A 22023-nucleotide genomic window follows, 5' to 3' on the forward strand; every position below is an offset into this window, starting at 1 on the left:
CCCGGCCTGGTCAGCCGTTCTTGGTCGCCCAGAAGATCTTGTCGATCTGGGCGATGTGGTCCAGGGCCTTCTGGCCCGTCGCCGGGTCGCTCGACCCCTTGGCGGCGCTGAGCGCCTTGAGGGTGTCGTTCACCAGCTGGTGCAGCTCCGGGTACTTCTCGAAGTGCGGCGGCTTGAAGTAGTCGCTCCAGAGCACCGACACGTGGTGCTTGGCGAGCTCGGCGCGCTCCTCCTTGATGACGGTGGCGCGGGCCCGGAAGTGCGGGTCCTCGTTCGCCTGGAACTTGTCCTGGATGGCCTTGACGGACTCGGCCTCGATACGTGCCTGGGCCGGGTCGTACACGCCGCAGGGGAGGTCGCAGTGGGCGCTGACCTCCACCTTGGGGGCGAACAGGCGGGAAAGCATAAAGCTGTCCTTCCTCGTGATCGTCTTCTCCCGTGCGAGATTACTCCGTGCGGGAGCGCTTTTCGCGTGTGCCCCGGGGTGCCTAGGACAAAAGTCCAGTAGGAGTCTGAGACAGGTGCAGGATCGGACCGGAGGCGGACAGATGCCGGAGCGGGCGCGGGAACGGTCGTGGCGTCGGCCGTACGGGGAGTCGGGGGAGCCCGGGGCGCGGGAACGGGAGCCGCGGGAGCCGTACGCGCGCAGCCCGTTCGCGCGGATCGGCCTGGCCGAGGTCTACAACCCGTCGATGCTGCCGACACTGCGTCCCGGCGACCGGCTGGTGGTGCACTACGGGACGCCGGTGCGGACGGGGGACGTGGTGGTGCTGCGGCACCCGTTCCAGCACGACCTGCTGATCGTGAAGCGGGCGGTGGGGCGGCGCGGCGGCGGCTGGTGGGTGCGCGGCGACAACCCGGAGGTGCGCAACGACAGCCGCGAGTTCGGCGCCGTACCCGACGAGTTGGTGGTCGCCCGCGCGTGGCTGCGGCTGCGCCCCCCGCGCGGGCTTCAGTTCTCGCCGCTGCCGGTGCTCGGCTGGCTGCTGTCGGCGGTGCGTCCGCTGGGACCGTTCTCCAGGCGCTTCCGGGCGCGGTAGGCGGCGACGTTGGCGCGGGTCGCGCAGCGGTCGGAGCAGTAGCGCCGGGAGCGGTTGGTGGAGGTGTCGAGGTAGGCGTTGCGGCAGGGTTGCGCCTGGCAGACGCCGAGCCGGTCGACGCCGAGGTCGGTGAGGCTGAACGCGAGGCCCATGCAGGCGGTGGCGGCGTACCCGGCGGTCGCGTTGGCGGCGTGGTCGGCGAGGTGCATGTGCCAGCGGGGGCGGCCCTCGTCGTCCAGGTACTCGTGCCCGGAGATCTGGGGGCTGGTGGGGAACTCCATGAGCAGGGAGTTCAGCAGGTCCACCGCCCGTACCTGGTCCCCCTCGGACGCGGCCCCGAAGACGGCGCGCAGCCGGGTGCGTACGCCGCGCAGGCGCGTCACGTCGGCGTCCGTCGCGCGGCGGGCGGCCTGCTGGCTGGGGCCGAACAGTTCGCGTACGGCCTCGACGGAGGTGAGGGTGTCGGTGCCGCGCTCGGGTTCCTCGGTGTTGACCAGGCGGACGGCGAAGTCTGCGTAATAGCTCAGTTCCACTTGTGATCCTTACGGCGGGCCGTCTATGGTCGGTAAGAGCTGAAGGGTGTTTCAGGCTATTACATGCGGGCTGGAGGACGAGCGGTGACGATCGAGGCTACGGGCCGGCGGAACGCGGAGCCCACCGAATGGCAGGCGTGGCAGGACAGTTGGGACCGCCAGCAGGAGTGGTACCTGCCCGACCGCGAGGAACGCTTCCGGGTGATGCTCGACATGGTCGAGGCACTCGCCGGGGACGCGCCCCGGGTGCTGGACCTCGCGTGCGGCACGGGCAGTATCTCGGACCGGGTGCTGAAGCGGTTCCCCCGGGCGGAGACCGTCGGCGTCGACCTCGATCCCGTGCTGCTCGCCATCGCGCGCGGCCACTTCGCGGACGAACCGCGCGCCGCGTTCGTCACGGCCGACCTCACCGACCCGAGGTGGACCGAGGCGCTCCCGTACGACTCGTACGACGCCGTGCTCACCGCCACCGCGCTGCACTGGCTGCGTACGGACGCGCTGGGCGAGCTGTACGGGCGGCTCGCGGGAGTGGTGCGCGAGGGTGGCGTGTTCATGAACGCCGACCACATGCCGGACGCCACCACCCCGCGCGTCGACGCGGCGGAACGCGCCTTCGACCGCGCCCGCCGCGAGGCGGCGAGGGACGCCGGGGCGGAGGACTGGGCGGGCTGGTGGCAGCGGGTGGCCGCCGACGAGCGGCTGTCCGGGCTCGCCGCCGAGCGGTTCGCGCTGCTGGGCAACCCGGTCCGGGGCGACCACGCCGACGGCGAGGTGCAGTCCGTGGACTGGCACGTCCGTACGCTGCGCGGGCACGGCTTCGCCGAGGCCAAGGCGGTCTGGTGCTCGCCGTCGGACGGCCTGGTGCTCGGGTTGCGCTGACCCCGTACGCGTACGGGGGTGGTACGGGCGCACCCGTACCACCCCCGCGTCGTCCCTCCGGGCGGAGCGCCCGACGCCTACCGGCGGGCGACGCCCCCGGCGCGGGCGGCCGCGGCCACGGCGGCGGTCACCGCGGGGGCGACCCGCTCGTCGAACGGCGACGGGATGACCTTCTCCGCGCTCAACTCGTCGGCCACGACGGCGGCCAGCGCCTCGGCCGCGGCGATCTTCATGCCCTCGGTGATCTCCGAGGCGCGCACCTGGAGGGCGCCCGCGAAGACGCCGGGGAACGCGAGGACGTTGTTGATCTGGTTCGGGTAGTCGCTGCGGCCCGTGGCCACCACCGACGCGTACTTGCGGGCCACGTCCGGGTGGATCTCCGGGTTCGGGTTGGCCATCGCGAAGATGAACGCGTCCGGGGCCATCGTCGCCACCGCGTCCTCCGGCACCGTGCCGCCGCTGACACCGATGAACACGTCCGCCCCGGCGAGCACGTCCGTCAACGAACCGCTGTGGCCCGCCTTGTTCGTGAACCCGGCCAGCTCCCGCTTCACGGCCGTGAGGTCCGTACGGTCCGCCGAGACGACACCCTTGCGGTCGCAGACGGCGACGTCACCGATGCCCGCCTCGACCAGGATGCGCGAGATGGCCACGCCGGCGGCCCCGGCGCCGGAGATCACCGCGCGCAGCTGCCCGAGCTGCCGACCGCTCACGCGCGCGGCGTTGCGGAGGGCGGCGAGGGTGACGATGGCGGTGCCGTGCTGGTCGTCGTGGAAGACCGGGATGTCCAGGCGTTCCTTCAGCCGGTCCTCGATCTCGAAGCAGCGCGGCGCCGAGATGTCCTCCAGGTTGATGCCGCCGAAGGACGGGGCGAGCCGCGCGACGGTCTCCACGAGGTCGTCCACCTCGCGGCAGTCGAGCGCGATCGGCACCGCGTCCACGCCGCCGAACTGCTTGAAGAGGATGGCCTTGCCCTCCATCACCGGAAGCGACGCCTCCGGCCCGATGTCGCCCAGCCCCAGCACCGCGCTGCCGTCCGTCACCACGGCCACGACCTGCGACTTCCAGGTGTAGTCGTGGACCTGCTCCGGGTTCTCCGCGATCGCGGTGCACACCTTGGCGACCCCGGGGGTGTACGCGAGGGACAGGTCGTCCGCGTTCCGCACGGGAACGGTCGCCTGGACCGCCATCTTGCCGCCACGGTGGAGGGCGAATGCCGGATCGATGACATCCCCTTCCAGCCTGTCCTCTGAGTTGACGATCTCCGCTGCCACTTTGTGGACCCCTTTATCGTGAATATGGCGAGGGTGGCCGTTCCCGGTGTGGGGAACGGGCGGGCACCACGTCCGCGGCCGGGGCCGCGGTTGGCCGCTGCCACCGGGGGAGTTGCGGACGCCGGGCGCGCCGCACACGCGCCCTGGGTCCCCGGGTGAGGGGTGTAACTGTCTTTTGTACCGGATGACGGTGGCCCCGCACGAACGTCTTTGGTCACACCGCTTCCACACTGTGCGGAAAGTCAGACCAAAAGGGGCCGAGTCACCGCATGAACTGAGGATTCCTCTAGGCGGTGTCCGGGCGATCTTGTCGGGCTCGCGACGACGGCTACGGCACCTCGCCGCGTTGTCGGAGTCGTCCATGTACGGCCCGGTACGAGGACGATCCTCCGCCTTGCGATGCACCGCATCCGACACCGCGAGCCATCCCTCAAAGATCGCCCGGACACCACCTAGGCGGTGCCTCGGGCGGCGGGGGAACGGACTCCCGCGAGGCGTCCGGACCGGAGCGCCGCCGCGCCCTGTATGCGGAGTGAGCTATCCGTTATCCGATTTTGACATCGACGGCGCTCTGCTGCCCGTGGTCCGGATGGCAAGATGCCCCCCATCACACAAGGTCGTGAAGCTCGAAGATGCGTTCCCGGCAGGCGACCGTCACCCAGCAGGAGGACCCGGCAATGACCGTAAGCACCACCCGCCGCTCCACGACCGTGCGATCGCGGGCCGCTGCGGCCGGGGCCGTCGCCGTCGCCGGGGCCCTGCTGCTGAGCGCCTGCGGGGACCAGACGGACGACGCGGACGGCGGCGGGAAGAAGAGCGAGGGCAAGGAAGCGCCCCTCTTCGACCAGCTGCCCAAGAAGATCCAGGACGCGGGTGTGGTCAAGGTCGGCTCGGACATCGCCTACGCGCCCGTCGAGTTCATGGACGAGAACAACGAGGTCGCGGGCATCGACCCGGACGTCGCGAAGGCGCTGGGCGAACAGCTGGGCGTCGAGTTCAAGTTCGCCAACGGCACGTTCGACGGACTCGTCACCGGCCTCAACTCCGGCCGCCACGACGTCATCATGTCCTCCATGACGGACACCAAGGACCGTCAGGAGGGCCTGGACGAGAGCGGCAAGAAGGTCGGCGCGGGCGCCGACTTCGTGGACTACTTCAAGGCCGGTTCCTCGATCCTGGTCAAGAAGGGGAACCCGGACGGCGTCAGCTCCCTCGACGACCTCTGCGGCGAGACCGTCGCGCTCCAGCGCGGCACGGCGAACGAGGACCTCGCCAAGGAGCAGAGCAAGAAGTGCGACAAGCCGATCAAGGTGCTCGCCTTCGAGAAGGACACCGAGGCGCTGCTCCAGCTGAAGCAGGGGCGCGCGATCGCGGACCTCAACGACTTCCCGGTCGCCGCGTACAACGCGAAGACCTCCGGCGGCGGCAAGGACTTCGAGGTCGTCGGCGACCAGATCAACGCCGCCCCGTACGGCATCGCGGTGAGCAAGAAGAACACCGAACTGCGGGACGCGGTGCAGGCCGCCCTCGCGGCGATCATGAAGAACGGGGAGTACGAGAAGGTGCTCGAGAAGTGGGACGTCGCCAACGGCGCGCTGACCGAGGCCACCGTCAACGCCGGTCAGTGACCCGCCCCGCCCGGGGCCCGCGCGGCGTGCGGCACCCGTCCGCGCGCCCCGCCCCGGGCAGCCCCCGCCAGTCCGCCGTGATGTCCGCCGTGCCCGTGCAGTCCCGCCGTGCCGTGCAGTGAGGTAGCCGCCCCGTGTCAGAACCCGTCGTGAAGCAGAAGGTGCCGCACGTGCCACCGGAGGCCATCAAGGCCATCCCGGTGCGCCACTACGGTCGTTGGATCAGCGCCGTCCTCGTCCTGGTGATGCTCGGGCTGCTCGGCTGGGCGCTCTCCAACGCCGAGATCAAGTGGGGCACCGTCCCCGACTACCTCGACTACGACACCGTGCTCAAGGGCGCGGGCAACACGCTGCTGATCACGGTGCTCGGCATGCTCATCGGCGTGCTGCTCGGCACCCTGCTCGCCGTGATGCGCCTGTCGAAGAACCCGGTGGTCAGCAGTGTCGCCTGGGGGTACGTCTGGTTCTTCCGCGGCACTCCCGTACTGGTGCAGCTGATGCTCTGGTACAACCTGGCGCTGATCTTCCCGATCCTCAACCTCGGCTTCTACAAGGACGAGATGAACGACGTCATGACGCCGTTCCTCGCCGCGCTCCTCGGCCTGGGGCTCAACGAGGCCGCGTACATGGCGGAGATCAGCCGCGCCGGCATCCAGTCCGTGGACGAGGGGCAGACGGAGGCCGCGCAGGCGCTCGGCATGACCCGGACCCGCACCATGCAGCGGATCGTGCTGCCGCAGGCGATGCGCGTGATCGTGCCGCCGACCGGCAACGAGTTCATCAACATGCTGAAGACGTCGTCGCTCTGTTTCGCCATCCAGTTCGAGGAGTTGATGAAGTCCGTCACGGACATCTCCTCGCGCAACCTCGCGGTGATGGAGCTGCTGATGGTGGCGACGATCTGGTACCTCGTACTGACCACGGTCTTCAGCATCGGGCAGTTCTACATCGAACGGTACTTCCAACGCGGTTCCTCCCGCACGCTGCCCGAGACGCCGCTACAGAGGGCGAGGAGAAACCTGATGACGTTCACCCGCGGCACCGGATCGGGGGCCAAGGCATGACCCCGATGGTGAAGGCCGAGGCCGTGCACAAGTCGTTCGGCGCCTCGCACGTGCTGAAGGGCATCGACCTGGAGGTCGCGCCGCGGGAGGTGTTCTGCCTGGTGGGCCCGTCCGGGTCCGGCAAGTCGACGTTCCTGCGGTGCATCAACCACCTGGAGAAGATCAGCGCGGGACGCCTCTCCGTGGACGGCCAGCTGGTCGGCTACCGGCAGAAGGGCGACAAGATCTACGAGCTGAAGGAGCGCGAGGTCGCCGCCCAGCGCCGGGACATCGGCATGGTCTTCCAGCGCTTCAACCTCTTCCCGCACATGACCGCCCTGGAGAACGTCACCGAGGCGCCCGTCCAGGTCAAGGGCGAGACCAGGGCGAGCGCGGTGGAGCGCGCCCAGCGGCTGCTCGACCGGGTCGGTCTCCGCGACAAGGCCGGGCACTACCCGGCGCAGCTCTCCGGCGGCCAGCAGCAGCGGGTGGCGATCGCCCGCGCGCTGGCGATGGAGCCGAAGCTGATGCTGTTCGACGAGCCCACGTCGGCGCTCGACCCGGAGCTGGTCGGCGAGGTGCTGGACGTGATGCGCGGGCTGGCCGAGGACGGCATGACGATGATCGTCGTGACGCACGAGATGGGCTTCGCGCGCGAGGTCGGGGACTCGCTGGTGTTCATGGACGACGGCGTGGTCGTCGAGTCCGGCCGCCCCCGGGACGTGCTGACCGACCCGCGGCACGAGCGGACGAAGTCGTTCCTGTCGAAGGTCCTCTGACGTTCTACCGGGAGCGCCCGCGGCCACGGTGCCGCGGGCGCTCCGGCGTGTCCGGGGCCGCATACCCTGGACGCGTACCGTCCCCGCAACTCTGGAGCACCGCCTTGTACTTCACCGACCGCGGCATCGAGGAGCTGGAGCAGCGGCGCGGCGAGGAGGACGTCACCCTCGGGTGGCTGGCCGAGCAGCTGCGTACGTTCGTGGACCTCAACCCGGACTTCGAGGTGCCCGTGGAGCGGCTGGCGACCTGGCTGGCGCGGTTGGACGACGACGAGGACGACGACTGACACGGCGCGGCGCCGGGCGGTAACGGGCGGTACGGGTCGCGTGACGCGTAAGTCGCGTAAGTCGCGAGGCGGGAACGCTTGCACTCCGTGAGGGTCGCGACATATCGTGTCCACGAGGACGCGATATGTCGTCGTACGTCGATCAGGGAGGCCGTCGTGCCCGCTGACAGTTCATGGCAGATCTCGGAGCCGCGGAAGCTCGACTTCGACGCCCCGGTCGAGGAGTTGCAGATCCGCGTGGTCAACGGCGCGGTCAACGTGGTGGGCACCGACGAGCCCACCGCGCGGCTGGAGATCGGCGAGCTGGACGGCCCGCCGCTGTGCGTGCGGCGTGAGGGCGGCAGACTCGTCGTGGCGTACGAGGACCTGCCCTGGAAGGGCTTCCTCAAGTGGCTGGACCGCAAGGGCTGGCGCCGGGACGCCGTCGTCACCGCGTCCGTGCCACGCGGGGTGCGACTCACCGTCGGCGTGGTCGGCGCCAGCGCGGTGATCACCAGGACGAGCGGGCGTACGGACGTGCGCGGGGTGTCCGGCCGCACGACCCTCGTCGGGCTCTCCGGGGAGGTCCGGGCCGAGACGGTCTCGGGGGACGTGGAGACGCAGGCCCTCGCGGGCTCCCTCCGGATGAACTCGGTCTCCGGCGACCTCACCGTCACCGACGGCGGCGGCCCCCGTGTCCGTGCGGAGTCCGTCAGCGGCGCGATGATCCTCGACCTCGGCGCCTCCGCACAGGCCGCGGACATCGGGCTCAGGACCGTCTCCGGGGAGGTCGCCGTCAGACTCCCGGACCCGCCCGACGTGCGGGTCGAGGCGAACACCACGAGCGGCGCCCTCTTCAGTGCCTTCGACGGACTGCGGGTCGACGGCCAGTGGGGCGCGCGACGGGCCGCCGGTGTCCTCGGCGCGGGCAGAGGCTCGCTGCGGGCCACCTCCGTCTCCGGCGCCGTGTCCCTGCTGAGCCGCCCGCACCACGACGACCCGGACGACGTGCTGCACGGCGCGCGGTCCGGCGGGCCCGGCGGCGACAGCCCCCTGACAGGTAAGGATCTCTGACATGCCTCCCGTCTTCGCCCACGGACGCCTCCGTCTCTACCTCCTCAAGCTCCTCCAGGAGGCACCGCGCCACGGGTACGAGGTGATCCGGCTGCTGGAGGAGCGCTTCCACGGGCTGTACGCGCCGTCGGCCGGGACCGTCTACCCACGGCTCGCCAAGCTGGAGGCCGAGGGACTCGTCACGCACGCCACCGAGGGCGGCCGGAAGGTGTACTCGATCACGGACCGCGGCCTGGCCGAGCTGGACGGCAGATCCGACGAACTCACCGATCTGGAACGGGAGATCCGCGACTCGCTGGCGTCACTCGCGGCGGACATCCGCGAGGACGTGAGCGGCTCGGCCCGCGCGCTGCGGCTGGAGATGCGGGAGCAGGCGCAGCGCGCCCGGGGCGCGGACGCGGGCGGCGGACCGTTCGGCGGGTCCGGCTTCGGCGGCGGGTCCGGTGGAGGCGGTGGGGGCCGCCGAGGGACGGAGGAGGCGCGGCGGACCGGCGACGGCGACCGCCACGGAGGGCAGCGGGGGCAGCAGGGCTGGGAGGCGCACGCCCGGACGGCGGAGGAGGCCGGACGGATCGCGCGGGAGGCCGAGCAGCAGCTGCGGGCGCAGGCGCAGGCGGGCGACTGGCAGGGCGTCGTCGCGTCCGGGTTCGAACTGGCCAAGCAGATGGGGGAGTTGAGCCTCGGTGGTTACACGACGCCCTGGCACTCCTTCGTGAAGCCCGACCCGGCCGGGGCCGGGACGCCCGACTGGGCGCGGGAGCCGGAAGGGGGCGCGTCCGGCGGCGACCCGGCACGCGAGCTGGAACGGCTGCTGGACCGCTTCCGCGACGACGTACGGGACACGGCACGCGACCACGGCGTCGACGACGCCCAGGTGCGGCTGGTCCGCCTCCACCTCGCGACGGCCGCCGCGCACATCGGCGGGCTCCTGCGCCAGGAGGAGGAGAAGGCGAGCGGCTGAACCCCCTTACGCGGCCCGCCCGTACGGGACCTGGACGGGCACGACCCGGCCTCAGACGGTCAGGACGACCTTGCCGAACAGGTCGCCGGACGACATCCGCTCGAAGCCCTCACGCGCCCGGTCCAGCGGCAGCGTCGAGTCGATGATCGGCCGCACCCCCGTGGCCGCGCAGAAGCTCAGCAGCGACGCCAGCTCCTCCTTGCTGCCCATGGTCGAGCCGACGACCTTCAGCTCCAGGAAGAAGATCCGGTTCAGCTCCGCCGCCGCCGGGTTCGGCCCACTCGTCGCGCCGGAGATCACCAGGGTGCCGCCCGGCTTCAGCGACTTCACCGAGTGAGACCAGGTCGCCGCGCCCACCGTCTCCAGCACCGCGTCCACCCGGAGCGGCAGCCGGGCACCGGTCTCGAACGCGCCCTCCGCGCCCAGTTCGAGCGCCCGCCGCCGCTTCTCCTCGTCCCGGCTCGTGGCGAAGACCCGTAGCCCCGCCGCCGCCCCCAGCACGATCGCCGCGGTGGCCATGCCACCGCCCGCGCCCTGCACGAGCACCGTGTCACCGGGCCGTACGCCCGCGTTGGTGAACAGCATGCGGTACGCGGTCAGCCACGCCGTCGGCAGGCACGCCGCCTCCTCGAAGGTCAGCTCCGGCGGCTTGGGCAGCACGTTCCACTGCGGTACGGCGACCCGCTCCGCGAACGTCCCCTGGTACTTCTCCGTGAGGATCGAGCGCGTCTCGCGCGCGTCCACCCCGTGCCCCGTCTGCCCGATGACGGAGTGCACGACGACCTCGTTGCCGTCGGCGTCCACCCCCGCCGCGTCGCAGCCGAGGATCATCGGCAGCGACTCCTCGTTCAGCCCGACACCGCGCAGCGACCACAGGTCGTGGTGGTTGAGCGAGGCGGCCCGCACGTTGACGGTCGTCCAACCCGGCGGAGTCTGCGGCTCGGGCCGTTCCCCCGACTCAAGGCCGTTCAGCGGCTGGTCCCGGTCGAGGCGCGCGGCGTAGGCAGCAAACATGATCGCCACGCTAACGCCGCGGGGCGGAGGCCAACCAGCCCCCGCCCCGCGAAGCGATGCACATCACCCGGCCGTGGACCGCGTACGGCCCACGGCCCCCGGTCAGAGCTCGAACACCTCGTTGACCAGCTGGCGCTGCTCCTCGCTGTGCCGCTTGCCCGACCCCACGGCCGGCGACGAGGAGGACGGCCGCGAGACCCGGCGCAGCCGGTCCGCGTTGTCCGGCGCCGCGCCGATGATCAGGTCCAGGTGGTCGACCAGGTTGAGCGCGATGAACGGCCACGCGCCCTGGTTGGCCGGTTCCTCCTGCGCCCACACGTACTTCTGGGCCTTCGTGAACGGCGCCAGCGTGTCCTGGATCTCCTGCCCCGGCAGCGGGTAGAGCCGCTCGATGCGCACGAGCGCGGTGTCCGTGATGCCGCGTTCCTTACGCTCGGCCGCCAGGTCGTAGTAGACCTTGCCGGAGCAGAACACGACCTTGCGCACCGCTTCCGGCTCCACCGTGTCGTCCCCGATGACCGGACGGAAGCCGCCCGACGTGAACTCCTCGACCTTCGACGTCGCCGCCTTGAGCCGGAGCATCGACTTCGGCGTGAAGACGATCAGCGGCCGGTGGTGCGGGTTGTGCACCTGCCAGCGCAGCAGGTGGAAGTAGTTCGACGGCAGGGTCGGCATCGCGACCGTCATGTTGTTCTGCGCGCAGAGCTGGAGGAAGCGCTCGATACGGGCGGACGAGTGGTCCGGGCCCTGCCCCTCGTAGCCGTGCGGCAGCAGCAGCGTGACGCCGGACGTCTGGTTCCACTTCTGCTCGGCCGAGCTGATGAACTCGTCCACGACGGTCTGCGCGCCGTTGACGAAGTCACCGAACTGCGCCTCCCACATCACCAGCGCCTCGGGCCGGGCCAGCGAGTAGCCGTACTCGAAGCCCATCGCCGCGTACTCGCTGAGCAGCGAGTCGTAGACGTTGTAGCGGGCCTGGTCCTCGGAGAGGTAGAGCAGCGGCGTGTAGTCCTCGCCGGTCTCGCCGTCGACCAGTACGGCGTGCCGCTGGCCGAAGGTGCCGCGCCGGGAGTCCTGGCCCGCCAGACGTACGGGCGTGCCCTCCATCAGCAGCGAGCCGAAGGCCAGCGTCTCGCCCATCGACCACTCGATGGTCCCGTCCTCGATCTGCGCCGCACGCCGCTGGAGCTGCGGCATGAGCCGCGGGTGCACCTTGATCCGGTCGGGGATGTTGACCTGCGACTCCGCGATCCGCTTGACGACCTCCTGGCTGATGGCGGTCTCCAGCGGCACGGGGAACTCGGCCGTGGGCGGCGGCACTTCGGCCGGCGGCGGCGTGGTGGTCGCCTCCCGCACCTCCGAGAAGACCTTCTCCAGCTGCCCCTGGAAGTCCTGGAGCGCCTGCTCCGCCTCTTCCATGGTGATGTCGCCGCGACCGATGAGGGACTCGGTGTAGAGCTTGCGCACCGAGCGCTTCTTGTCGATCAGGCTGTACATCACCGGCTGGGTGAAGTTGGGGTTGTCCATCTCGTTGTGGCCGCGGCGCCGGTAGCAGATCAGGTCGATCACGACGTCCTTGTTGAACGCCTGCCGGTACTCGAACGCGAGCCGCGCCACCCGTACGACGGCCTCGGGGTCGTCGCCGTTGACGTGGAAGATCGGTGCCTCGATCATCCGCGCGACGTCGGTGCAGTACATCGACGAACGGGCCGACTCCGGGGCGGCGGTGAAGCCGACCTGGTTGTTGATGACGATGTGCACGGTGCCGCCGCAGCGGTAGCCGCGCAGCTGCGACATGTTCAGCGTCTCGGCCACGACGCCCTGGCCCGCGAAGGCCGCGTCGCCGTGCACCTGGATCGGCAGGACGGTGAAGTCCGTGCCGCCCTTGCCGATGATGTCCTGCCGCGCCCGCGCGACGCCCTCGACGACCGGGTCGACGGCCTCCAGGTGCGACGGGTTGGCGGTGAGCGTGACCTTGATCTGCTCGCCGTCCAGCCCGGTGAAGTTGCCCTCGGTGCCGAGGTGGTACTTCACGTCGCCGGAGCCGTGCATCGACTTCGGGTCGAGGTTGCCCTCGAACTCGCGGAAGATCTGCGCGTACGACTTGCCGACGATGTTCGCGAGCACGTTCAGCCGCCCGCGGTGCGCCATCCCGATGACGGCCTCGTCGAGGCGTGCCTCGGCCGCCGCGTCGATCACCGCGTCGAGCAGCGGGATGACCGATTCGCCACCCTCCAGGGAGAAGCGCTTCTGGCCGACGTACTTGGTCTGGAGGAACGTCTCGAACGCCTCCGCCGCGTTCAGCCGCCGCAGGATGCGCAGCTGCTCCTCACGCTCCGGGGAGGAGTGCGACCGCTCGACGCGCTCCTGGATCCACTTGCGTTCCTTGGGGCTCTGGATGTGCATGTACTCGATGCCGGTGGTGCGGCAGTACGAGTCGCGCAGCACGCCGAGGATCTCGCGCAGCTTCGCCATCGAGCGGCCCGCGAAGCCGCCGACGGCGAACTCCCGCTCCAGGTCCCACAGCGTCAGCCCGTGCTCGGTGATGTCGAGGTCGGGGTGCTTGCGCTGCTTGTACTCCAGCGGGTCGGTGTCGGCCATGACGTGGCCGCGCACCCGGTAGGAGTGGATCAGGTCGAAGACGCGCGCGGCCTTCGTGACGTCGTCGTCGTGCGAGACGTCGATGTCCTTGAGCCAGCGGACCGGCTCGTAGGGGATGCGCAGCGCCTCGAAGATGTCGTCGAAGAAGTCGTTCTCGCCGAGCAGCAGTTGGTGCATGATCCGCAGGAACTCGCCGGACGCCGCACCCTGGATCACGCGGTGGTCGTACGTGCTGGTCAGCGTCATCACCTTGGCGATGCCGAGCCGGTGCAGGGTGTCCTGCGACGTGCCCTGGAACTCCGCCGGGTACTCCATGGCGCCGACGCCGACGATGAGGCCCTGACCGGGCATCAGCCGCGGCACGGAGTGGACGGTGCCGATGCCGCCGGGGTTGGTCAGCGACGCGGTGACCCCGGTGAAGTCGTCCATCGTCAGCTTGTTGTTGCGGGCGCGGCGGACGATGTCCTCGTACGCCTGCCAGAACTCGAAGAAGGTGAGCGTCTCCGCCTTCTTGATGGCGGCCACGACGAGCTGCCGGTCGCCGTTCGGCTTGACCAGGTCGATGGCGAGGCCGAGGTTGACGTGCTCCGGCTTCACCAGCGTGGGCTTGCCGTCGCGCTCGGCGTACGCGTGGTTCATCGACGGCATCGCCTTCAGCGCCTGCACCATGGCGTAGCCGATGAGGTGCGTGAAGGACACCTTGCCGCCGCGGGCGCGCTTGAGGTGGTTGTTGATGACGATGCGGTTGTCGATGAGCAGCTTCACCGGGATCGCCCGCACCGAGGTGGCGGTGGGCAGTTCCAGCGAGGCGTTCATGTTCTTCGCGACGGCGGCGGACGGACCGCGCAGCGCTACGTACTCGGGCCCGGCCGACTCCTCCGCCTCGGGGGCGGCCGCCTTGGCGGGGGCCCCCGCGCCCGCGCTCTGCTGGGCGGGCTTCGCGGGCGCGGCGGCCTTGGCGGGTGCCTTCGCCGGTGCCTGCGCGGGTGCCGGTGCCTGGGCGGCGGGCTTCGCGGGTGCGGCCTGCGGGGCCTGCGCGGGCGCGGCCTGCGCGGGCGGTGCCTGCTGCGGCGCGGCCTGCGCGGGCGGCGCGGCCTGTGCCGACGGGGCGGGGGCGGCCTGCGCCGGGGCGGCGGGCGGAGCGGCGGCGGCGCCCTCCGGCTTCCCGTCGCCCTTCGGACTGGCCCCCGCCGGCCCTGGCTTGTAATCCGCGAAGAAGTCCCACCAGGCTCGGTCTACCGAGTTCGGGTCCTGGAGGTACTGCTGGTAGATCTCGTCGACGAGCCACTCGTTCGGTCCGAACGCGGCGGCGGGGTTGATCCCCGCACCGTGCAGTTCGGCAGAGACGCTCGACGTATTGGGGGACTGTGACGACACGGCGACAACCGCCCTCTTCCGCTTCCTAAGATGGTGGACAGCGGAAGTAAAGGCTACGCCTCCCAGCCGGTTCGTTGCAGTCTGAACGGGCCGTCGTCGTGCAAGTCACATCCGAGACCTGGTTTCGAGTCAGGTTTTGGCGGGAAACACACGACGTTCTGCCTCAGTCACCAACCGGGAGACGTCGCCTCGGCGTCCGTGTCCGCGTGCTCGTGCGACCCTACGTCAACAGGCCGCCCGCTACCGACCCGGAAGCATGACCTGGATACGGCAGCCGCGCGGCGATTCGGCCACCCTGATGCGCCCGCCGTGCAGATCGACCGCCCAGCGCGCGATGGCCAGCCCCAACCCCGTACCCCCGTCGCCCGAACCGGGCGCACCGCCCGTCGCGCGGTTGAAGCGCTCGAAGACGCGGTACCGCTGCGCCTCCGGGATGCCGGGCCCCTCGTCGAGGACCTCGACCTCCAGGCTCTCCGGGCCGTTGCCCGCGCGGGCGCGGACGGTGACCCGGCCGTGCGGCGGGCTGTGCTTCACGGCGTTGTCGATGAGGTTCGCGACCACCTGGTGCAGCCGTTCCGCGTCGGCGTGCGCGGTCAGCTCCGGCGGCGAGACGTCCAGGTGCAGGTGGACGTCCGTACGGGCGTGCCCCTGGCCCTTGCTCATGTTCGCCTCCTTGAGCACGCCCGCCAGGTACGGCCACACCTCGAACCGCCGCGCGTGCAGCGGCACCACGCCGCTGTCCAGCCGCGACAGGTCCAGCAGGTGCTCCACCAGCCGCCCGAGGCGCTGCGTCTGCTGGAGCGCGGTGCGCATCGTCTCGGGGTCGGCGTCGGAGACGCCGTCGACGACGTTCTCCAGTACGGCCCGGAGCCCGGCGATCGGGGTGCGCAGCTCGTGCGAGACGTTGGCGACCAGCTCCTTGCGGTGCTGGTCCACGGCCTCCAGGTCGGCCGCCATCTGGTTGAAGGCGGCGGCCAGTTCACCGAACTCGTCGCGCCGTCCGCCCCGTACGCGCTGCGTGTAGTCGCCCTGCGCCATGCCGCGCGCCGCGTACGTCATCTCGTCCAGCGGCGCGGTCAGCGACTGCGCCACGAACTGCGTGATGAGGAGCGAGACGATGATCGACAGGATCGTGATCACGCGCAGCTCGGTCGCCGAGTGCACGGCGAACAGCGCGAGCAACGTCGTGATCACCACCGAGACGATCACGACCGCGCCGAGCGCCGCCTTGATCGAGCGGTACGGGTCGAGCGGCCGCAGCCCCTCCCACGCGCGGGACCACGTACGGCCGCAGAACGCGCGTACGCGCGGCGAAGCGACTGCCACGCCGCGTCACGCCCCGTCGGGCAGCGCGGGGACGGAGGCGGCCGCGCCGCCGGACTGGCCGGGGGTGGCGGGAGCGGGCGACTCCAGCGCGTAGCCGACGCCGTGGACCGTACGGATGCGTTCCGCGCCGATCTTCCGGCGCAGCGCCTTGATGTGGCTGTCGACGGTGCGGGTCCCGGAGGCGTCCGCCCAGTCCCACACCTCCGCCAGCAGCTGCTCGCGCGAGAGCACGGCGCGCGGCGAGTGCGCGAGGCAGACGAGCAGGTCGAACTCGGTCGGGGTGAGGTGCACGTCCTCACCGGTCACCCGGACCCGGCGCTGCGCGTGGTCTATCTCCAGCTCGCCGAGGCGGAGCGTGCCGCTGCGCGGGGTGTGCGCGGCGAGCGTGGCCCGCTCCACCCGGCGCAGCAGCACGTGCACGCGCGCGGCCAGCTCCCGCATGGAGAACGGTTTGGTCATGTAGTCGTCCGCGCCGACGCCGAGGCCCACGAGCATGTCGGTCTCGTCGTCCCGGGCGGTGAGCATGAGCACCGGCAGCGGGCGCTGCGCCTGCACGCGGCGGCAGACCTCCAGCCCGTCGAAGCCCGGGAGCATCACGTCGAGGACGAGGAGGTCCGGCTGCCACGCCTCGGCGGTCTCGACGGCCGCCGGGCCGTCCCCGGCCGTTTGCACCTGGAAGCCCTCGGCGCGCAGTCGCATGCTGATCGCGTCGACGATCGTGGGATCGTCCTCGACCACCAGGATGCGGCGCTGGGCCCCGGGGGTGGTCGACGCACCGGCTTGGCCGTTGTGCGTTGCTGTGGTGTTGGTCTGGTCCATGCCGTGCCGCCCCTGCTTTGCCCCTGTGGCTTTGTGTATGCCTACTGGCAGCAGAGTAAGGGCCTCGTGCACGTGCGGGCTACGCCGGTCTGGTCGCGAAGTGGACGACGTCGGGGACGCCCCGGGCGACCGGTGTCTCTTCCGTACGGACGGCGCAGAATCCGTTATTCCGCAGTACTTCCGCGAATGCGGCGGAGTGTCCGGCGGACCACACCGCGAGCACTCCGCCGGGGGCGAGCCGCTCCCGGCAGGCGGCCAGTCCGGCGGGGGAGTACAGCGAACGGTTCCCGTCGGTGACGGTCCAGTCGGGGCCGTTGTCGATGTCGAGGCAGAGCACGTCGTAGCGGTCGCGGGTGTCGCGCAGGTGGTCCAGGAGGTCCGCGTGCACCAGCTGCGTACGGGCGTCGGCGCGGGCGGTGGCACTGTACGGGCCGAGTGGTCCAGACCTGTGCCAGTCGAGTACGGCCGCCTCGCGCTCCACCACGGTGATGCGGCCCCAGCGTGTTTCGGCCGCCGCCTCGTCGAGGGAGAAGCCGACGCCGAGGCCGCCGAGCAGCAGGTGCGGGCCGACGCCGGGGCCCGCGGCGCTCGCGTCGTCCGCCGCGACGGCTTCGGACGGCAGGGCGGCGAGCGCGGAGCGGACCAGCAGGCGTTCGGAGCGGCCGTCCGAGGTGTCCATCAGGAAGCAGCCGTTGGCGATGATCTCCAGCCGGTCGCCGTGACGGCGCAGGACGACCTCCCCGTACGGCCCGGTGCGGCGGTCGAGCACGGCGGGCCGGTCCTGCTCCGGTGCGTACAAAGGTGCGTTCCTCTCTCGGGTCCCCGCCGCCGTGGCCCGGCGTCAGCGCCTGAGGGCCTCCGTCAGTGCCGTGCGCAGCAGCGTGATCGCGTCGGACAGCGCCGGCACCGGCTCGGACAGGTCGGTGACGACGACGTGGTCACGGTAGGTGACACGGTAGAGCACGTTGTCGCGGAGGTTCGGGTCGACGCTGCGCGCGGGCAGCCTGGTGAGGGCGGCCTCGTCCAACAGGCGCCGCAGCCGGGCGACTTCGGCGCCGTCGAAGCTGCCGGGGCGGCCCGGACCGCGGCGCCCGGAGGTGGTGTACGAGCCGTCCGTACGCACGACGATCTCGTCGTCGAGGCCCGCGTAGCCCCCGGACATGTGCAGCGTGACCAGCTCCGCCGCGCCGCCCTGCGGCTCGGGCGCCGGGTCGGACGGGGTGGCCGCGTCGGGTCGCTGTCCCGGGTCGGACGGGCCCGGGGCCGGTGGCCGGGGCGCGGACGGCTCCGGCGACCGGGGGGAGTCCGCGCGCGGGGCACCTCCCGAACATCCCGCGAAGGAGCCGAAGAGGAGTCCGGCCAGGAGGACGCGACGGGTGACACGGCGTGAGGGCATGTCCGGAGTATCGCGGATCGCTCAGAGCGAACAACCCCGCGCGCACCGCCCGTACCGGCGCCGCATGGCCGTTCGCCCCGGGCCCGTAAGCCCGTTCACCTGCGGCGTACCGGGGAACAGCCGTCGGCCCGCCGCCGTTGTCGCCTCCGTGTCGCAGTCGCGGGTGTCCCCCGTACGGAGGACGCTTCCCGCCCGCCCGTGTGCCGCTTCCGGGTCCCGTCGCCCCCGCCGTGTTGATCGCTGGCAGCGAACGGCGCCGCCCCTCGGGAACATCCGACCCCGCTCATGCATTGAGTCCACATAGCTCAACTTGCCTGCCTAGGGAGAGATCATGGCTTTGACGTCCGACACACTCACCCTGCCCGTGGTGCCCCTCGACGACGAGGTGGTCCTGCCGGGAATGGTGGTGCCGCTGGACCTGTCCGACACGGAGGTGCGCGCCGCGGTCGAGGCCGCGCAGTCCGCCGCCCCCGAGGGGAAGAAGCCGCGGGTCCTGCTGGTCCCGCGGGTGGACGGCAACTACGCCGGGATCGGCGTGCTCGGCCGCGTCGAGCAGGTCGGGCGCCTCGCCGACGGCGACCCCGGCGCGCTGATCCGCGGCCTGCGCCGGGTGCGCATCGGCGCCGGTACGGCCGGGCCGGGCGCCGCGCTCTGGGTCGAGGGCAGCGAGGTCGCGGAGACCGCCGCGGGTCCCGGCGGCGAGGCGCCGTCGCCCGGCGCGGTCGCGGAGCTGGTGAAGGAGTACAAGGCGCTGGCCACCAGCTGGCTCCGCAAGCGCGGTGCCTGGGAGGTCGTCGACCGGGTGCAGCAGATCGACGACGTGGCGCAGCTCGCGGACAACGCCGGATACTCGCCGTTCCTCACCACCGCCCAGAAGATCGAGCTGCTGGAGACCACCGACCCGGTGCGCCGCCTGCGTGCGGCCGTCGACGCGCTCCGCGAGCACCTCGCCGAGCAGGAGGTGGCGGAGTCCATCGCGAAGGACGTCCAGGAGGGCGTCGACAAGCAGCAGCGCGAGTTCCTGCTGCGGCGCCAGCTGGAGGCCGTACGCAAGGAACTGGCCGAGCTGGACGGGCGTTCCCCCGGTGAGGGCGACGAGGGCGAGGACTACCGCGCCCGGGTCGAGGCGGCCGATCTGCCGGAGGACGTCCGCAAGGCGGCGCTGAAGGAGGTCGACAAGCTGGAGCGGTCGTCGGACCAGAGCCCCGAGGGCGGCTGGATCCGCACCTGGTTGGACACCGTGCTGGAGATGCCGTGGCGGGAGCGGACGGACGACGCGTACGACATCGCGGGCGCCAAGGAGGTGCTGGACGCCGACCACGCGGGCCTGGCCGACGTGAAGGAGCGCATCACGGAGTACCTGGCGGTGCGCAAGCGGCGGGACGAGCGCGGCCTCGGCGTCGTCGGCGGTCGCCGTGGCGGCGCCGTGCTGGCCCTGGTCGGCCCGCCGGGCGTGGGCAAGACCTCGCTCGGTGAGAGCGTGGCGCGGGCCATGGGGCGGAAGTTCGTACGGGTCGCGCTGGGCGGCGTGCGGGACGAGGCGGAGATCCGCGGCCACCGTCGTACGTACGTCGGGGCGCTGCCCGGACGGATCGTACGGGCGGTGAAGGAGGCCGGTTCGATGAACCCGGTCGTCCTCCTCGACGAGATCGACAAGGTCGGCTCGGACTTCCGCGGCGACCCGGCGGCGGCGCTGCTGGAGGTGCTGGACCCGGCGCAGAACCACACGTTCCGCGACCACTACCTGGAGGTCGAACTCGACCTGTCCGACGTGGTGTTCCTCGCCACCGCCAACGTCATGGAGGCCGTGCCGGAGGCGCTGCTCGACCGGATGGAGGTCGTACGCCTCGACGGCTACACCGAGGACGAGAAGGTCACCATCGCCCGCGACCACCTGCTGGCGCGGCAGTTGGAACGGGCCGGGCTGGAGCCGGACGAGGTGACGCTCGACGAGGCGGCGCTGCGCAAGCTCGCGGGCGAGTACACGCGGGAGGCGGGCGTACGGAACCTGGAGCGCGCCGTCGCGCGCGTCCTGCGGAAGGTCGCCGCGGAGCACGAACTCGGCGCGCGCGAGCTGCCGTTCACCGTCGGGCCGGACGCCCTGCGCGAGCTGATCGGGCGCCCGCACCACACGCCCGAGTCGGCGCAGGACCCGGCCGAGCGCCGGACGTCGGTGCCGGGTGTGGCCACCGGGCTGGCGGTCACGGGCGCGGGCGGTGACGTGCTGTACGTCGAGGCGTCGCTCGCCGACCCGGAGACCGGCGGCAGCGGGCTCACGCTGACCGGGCAGTTGGGCGACGTGATGAAGGAGTCCGCGCACATCGCGCTCTCCTACCTCCGCTCGCGCGGCGCCGAACTGGAGCTGCCCGTCGGGGACCTGAAGGAGCGCGGCGTCCATCTGCACGTGCCCGCGGGCGCGGTGCCGAAGGACGGGCCGAGCGCGGGCGTCACCATGACCACCGCGCTGGCGTCGCTGCTCAGCGGGCGCCAGGTGCGGCCGGACGTGGCGATGACCGGCGAGGTCTCGCTGACCGGCCGGGTGCTGCCGATCGGCGGCGTCAAGCAGAAGCTGCTGGCCGCGCACCGGGCCGGGGTGACCACGGTGGTCATCCCGAAGCGGAACGAGCCGGACCTGGACGACGTGCCGGCGGAGGTCCTGGCGGGTCTCGACGTGCACCCGGTCTCGGACGTGCGGCAGGTGCTGGAGCTGGCCCTGACGCCCGCGTCCGCTTCCGCCGCCGACGGTTCAGGTTCCGGTTCCGGCTCCGCGAAGCTCCCGGTCGCGGCGTGACGGACGCGCCCGGGGACGTACGGCCGCGCGCTCACACCGCGCGGCCGTACGGGTCGTGGGCGGTGTCGCGACGGCCCGTCGGCCCGCCGGGCGTGCCCGGCGCAGAAGGAACGGCCCCCTCCCGCCCTGGTGGAGGGGGCCGTTCCCGGTTCCGGGGGAGCGGCGGCGCGCCGCTCCGGTGGGTCGTCGCCGTCAGCCGTTGGCGAGCGCCTGGAGGCGGTCGTACGCGCCGTTGAAGACGTTGTGGTCGCCGACGATCGGCCCGGTGGAGGTGTACTGCCAGAAGGTGTGGAAGCCCCAGCCCGCGGGGAGCCCGCCGGGCGCGGAGGCGTAACGGGCGATCCACAGCGGGTTGGTGGCGCCGAAGCCGCCGTTGTTGCCGGTGCACGCGGTCCACCAGCTCGTGGTGGTGTAGATGACGGCGTCGCGGCCGGTGCGGGCCTTGTAGGTGTTGGTGAAGTCGCGGATCCAGTTCACCATCGCGGAGGCGCTCATGTCGTAGCAGTCGTTGCCGTCGTACGGGTTGTACTCGATGTCGAGCACGCCCGGCAGCGTCTTGCCGTCCTTCGACCAGCCGCCGCCGTGGTCCACGAAGAAGTTGGCCTGCGCGGCGCCGCCGGAGTCCTTCGGGTTGGCGAAGTGGTAGGCGCCGCGGATCATGCCGACGTTGTACGAGCCGCCGTACTGCTGGCTGAAGTAGTCGTTGCGGTAGTACGTGCCCTCGGTCGCCTTCACGTAGGCCCAGCGGACGCCGCTGCCCCACAGTCCGTTCCAGTCGACGTTGCCCTGGTGGCTGGAGACGTCGACGCCTTCCACGCTGGCCGCGAGTCCGGGCGGTGTGCGGTCGGGTCCGCGGCCGCCCTCGTGCCCCGGCACGGTCATGCCCATCCACGCGTTGCCGCGCGGGGCCGGTTCGGCGGGTGCCGGACCGTCGTCCGGGGCGGCGGTGGCCGTGCCGGGCAGGGTGAGGAGGAGGGCGAGTACGGAGAGGAGCATTCCGACCGCGGTCGCGGTGCGGTGGGTGGAGCGGCTGGAACCGGATCTGTAGCTGGGCATCGCTGCCTCCGGAAGGCTCAGTGGGGGGATGGTGCCGTGGGGGTGGTGCCGAGCGGGGCGTGCGCGGTGCGGTGCGGTCTGGTGCGGGGAGACGCGGGGTGTGCCGTGCGGGGACGTGGGGTGCGGAGGTGTCGTGGAGGTCCGGCACACCACGGAACCTGATGTG

18 protein-coding genes and 1 pseudogene are annotated in these 22023 nt (G+C 71.5%); 9 read left to right on the forward strand and 10 right to left on the reverse strand.

Going from position 1 to position 22023, the window contains the following annotated elements; genetic code table 11:
* Nucleotides 1-10: 10 nt before the first annotated feature.
* Nucleotides 11-406 carry a superoxide dismutase, Ni gene (gene sodN / locus D7M15_RS20675; RefSeq protein WP_121518873.1) on the reverse strand — a complete coding sequence of 132 codons (396 nt, stop codon included), beginning with the start codon at nucleotides 404-406 and terminating at the stop codon, nucleotides 11-13.
* Between the two features lie 115 nt (nucleotides 407-521).
* On the opposite strand from sodN, the gene sodX reads away from it, so the two are divergent.
* On the forward strand, nucleotides 522-1040 hold the full coding sequence (sodX, locus tag D7M15_RS20680) for a nickel-type superoxide dismutase maturation protease (RefSeq protein ID WP_240649396.1): 519 nt from the start codon (nucleotides 522-524) through the stop codon (nucleotides 1038-1040).
* Here sodX and D7M15_RS20685 read toward each other — a convergent pair.
* Entirely contained in the window at nucleotides 953-1573 is a 621-nt protein-coding gene (locus D7M15_RS20685) for a CGNR zinc finger domain-containing protein (protein ID WP_121518875.1), read from the reverse strand. The genes sodX and D7M15_RS20685 overlap by 88 nt on opposite strands.
* 84 nt (nucleotides 1574-1657) lie before the next feature.
* Between D7M15_RS20685 and D7M15_RS20690 the strand changes: the two genes are divergently transcribed.
* Nucleotides 1658-2452, forward strand: a complete 795-nt coding sequence (locus D7M15_RS20690; RefSeq protein WP_240649397.1) for a class I SAM-dependent methyltransferase — start codon at nucleotides 1658-1660, stop codon at nucleotides 2450-2452.
* Nucleotides 2453-2529: 77 nt separating this feature from the next.
* On the opposite strand, the gene D7M15_RS20695 is transcribed toward D7M15_RS20690, so the two are convergent.
* Complete coding sequence (locus D7M15_RS20695; protein ID WP_276314469.1) at nucleotides 2530-3726, reverse strand: NADP-dependent malic enzyme; 1197 nt, start codon at nucleotides 3724-3726, stop codon at nucleotides 2530-2532.
* Between the two features lie 677 nt (nucleotides 3727-4403).
* Here D7M15_RS20695 and D7M15_RS20700 point away from each other — a divergent pair.
* From D7M15_RS20700 to D7M15_RS20725, 6 genes are all read left to right on the forward strand, one after another.
* Nucleotides 4404-5354: an ABC transporter substrate-binding protein gene (locus D7M15_RS20700; protein ID WP_121518878.1), complete on the forward strand. Its 951-nt coding sequence runs from the start codon at nucleotides 4404-4406 to the stop codon at nucleotides 5352-5354.
* Nucleotides 5355-5488: 134 nt separating this feature from the next.
* On the forward strand, nucleotides 5489-6418 hold the full coding sequence (locus tag D7M15_RS20705; RefSeq protein ID WP_240649398.1) for an amino acid ABC transporter permease: 930 nt from the start codon (nucleotides 5489-5491) through the stop codon (nucleotides 6416-6418).
* Between the two features lie 5 nt (nucleotides 6419-6423).
* Nucleotides 6424-7176 (forward strand): amino acid ABC transporter ATP-binding protein, encoded by a 753-nt coding sequence (locus D7M15_RS20710; protein ID WP_121521135.1) that lies wholly within the window; start codon nucleotides 6424-6426, stop codon nucleotides 7174-7176.
* A gap of 104 nt (nucleotides 7177-7280) precedes the next feature.
* A complete protein-coding gene (locus D7M15_RS20715) occupies nucleotides 7281-7463 on the forward strand; it encodes a DUF6104 family protein (protein WP_121518879.1) in 183 nt (60 codons plus the stop codon).
* A 156-nt stretch (nucleotides 7464-7619) separates the two neighbouring features.
* A complete protein-coding gene (locus tag D7M15_RS20720) occupies nucleotides 7620-8516 on the forward strand; it encodes a DUF4097 family beta strand repeat-containing protein (RefSeq protein WP_165906303.1) in 897 nt (298 codons plus the stop codon).
* A gap of 1 nt (nucleotide 8517) precedes the next feature.
* Nucleotides 8518-9477 (forward strand): PadR family transcriptional regulator, encoded by a 960-nt coding sequence (locus D7M15_RS20725; RefSeq protein WP_121518880.1) that lies wholly within the window; start codon nucleotides 8518-8520, stop codon nucleotides 9475-9477.
* 51 nt (nucleotides 9478-9528) lie between these two features.
* Here D7M15_RS20725 and D7M15_RS20730 read toward each other — a convergent pair whose 3' ends face one another.
* The 6 genes and pseudogenes from D7M15_RS20730 to D7M15_RS20755 form a co-directional block, all read right to left on the reverse strand.
* Nucleotides 9529-10491 (reverse strand): zinc-binding dehydrogenase, encoded by a 963-nt coding sequence (locus D7M15_RS20730; RefSeq protein WP_121521137.1) that lies wholly within the window; start codon nucleotides 10489-10491, stop codon nucleotides 9529-9531.
* A gap of 102 nt (nucleotides 10492-10593) precedes the next feature.
* A pseudogene (locus D7M15_RS20735) lies at nucleotides 10594-14346 on the reverse strand (multifunctional oxoglutarate decarboxylase/oxoglutarate dehydrogenase thiamine pyrophosphate-binding subunit/dihydrolipoyllysine-residue succinyltransferase subunit); the annotation flags it as partial.
* A 363-nt stretch (nucleotides 14347-14709) separates the two neighbouring features.
* Nucleotides 14710-15795 (reverse strand): ATP-binding protein, encoded by a 1086-nt coding sequence (locus D7M15_RS20740; protein ID WP_121518882.1) that lies wholly within the window; start codon nucleotides 15793-15795, stop codon nucleotides 14710-14712.
* Between the two features lie 6 nt (nucleotides 15796-15801).
* Nucleotides 15802-16614: a response regulator transcription factor gene (locus tag D7M15_RS20745; RefSeq protein ID WP_121518883.1), complete on the reverse strand. Its 813-nt coding sequence runs from the start codon at nucleotides 16612-16614 to the stop codon at nucleotides 15802-15804.
* Between the two features lie 79 nt (nucleotides 16615-16693).
* Nucleotides 16694-17413 carry a spermidine synthase gene (locus D7M15_RS20750; protein WP_121518884.1) on the reverse strand — a complete coding sequence of 240 codons (720 nt, stop codon included), beginning with the start codon at nucleotides 17411-17413 and terminating at the stop codon, nucleotides 16694-16696.
* Between the two features lie 42 nt (nucleotides 17414-17455).
* Entirely contained in the window at nucleotides 17456-18010 is a 555-nt protein-coding gene (locus D7M15_RS20755; protein ID WP_121518885.1) for a hypothetical protein, read from the reverse strand.
* A gap of 331 nt (nucleotides 18011-18341) precedes the next feature.
* Between D7M15_RS20755 and lon the strand changes: the two genes are divergently transcribed.
* On the forward strand, nucleotides 18342-20801 hold the full coding sequence (gene lon / locus D7M15_RS20760) for an endopeptidase La (protein WP_121518886.1): 2460 nt from the start codon (nucleotides 18342-18344) through the stop codon (nucleotides 20799-20801).
* A 192-nt stretch (nucleotides 20802-20993) separates the two neighbouring features.
* Here the strand turns inward: lon and D7M15_RS20765 are convergent, their stop codons facing one another.
* Nucleotides 20994-21857 (reverse strand): lysozyme, encoded by an 864-nt coding sequence (locus D7M15_RS20765; RefSeq protein WP_121518887.1) that lies wholly within the window; start codon nucleotides 21855-21857, stop codon nucleotides 20994-20996.
* Nucleotides 21858-22023 lie beyond the last annotated feature (166 nt).

The organism is Streptomyces sp. Z26, from assembly GCF_003665095.1.
GTDB classification, from domain to species: Bacteria; Actinomycetota; Actinomycetes; order Streptomycetales; family Streptomycetaceae; genus Streptomyces; species Streptomyces phytohabitans.

Coding starts and splice junctions, on each gene's coding strand:
- sodN (WP_121518873.1), bottom strand. CDS start 406: ATGCTTTCCCGCCTGTTCGCCCCCAAGGTGGAGGTCAGCGCCCACTGC.
- D7M15_RS20700 (WP_121518878.1), top strand. CDS start 4,404: ATGACCGTAAGCACCACCCGCCGCTCCACGACCGTGCGATCGCGGGCC.
- D7M15_RS20710 (WP_121521135.1), top strand. CDS start 6,424: ATGGTGAAGGCCGAGGCCGTGCACAAGTCGTTCGGCGCCTCGCACGTG.
- D7M15_RS20725 (WP_121518880.1), top strand. CDS start 8,518: ATGCCTCCCGTCTTCGCCCACGGACGCCTCCGTCTCTACCTCCTCAAG.
- D7M15_RS20730 (WP_121521137.1), bottom strand. CDS start 10,491: ATGTTTGCTGCCTACGCCGCGCGCCTCGACCGGGACCAGCCGCTGAAC.
- D7M15_RS20745 (WP_121518883.1), bottom strand. CDS start 16,614: ATGGACCAGACCAACACCACAGCAACGCACAACGGCCAAGCCGGTGCG.
- D7M15_RS20755 (WP_121518885.1), bottom strand. CDS start 18,010: ATGCCCTCACGCCGTGTCACCCGTCGCGTCCTCCTGGCCGGACTCCTC.
- lon (WP_121518886.1), top strand. CDS start 18,342: ATGGCTTTGACGTCCGACACACTCACCCTGCCCGTGGTGCCCCTCGAC.
- D7M15_RS20765 (WP_121518887.1), bottom strand. CDS start 21,857: ATGCCCAGCTACAGATCCGGTTCCAGCCGCTCCACCCACCGCACCGCG.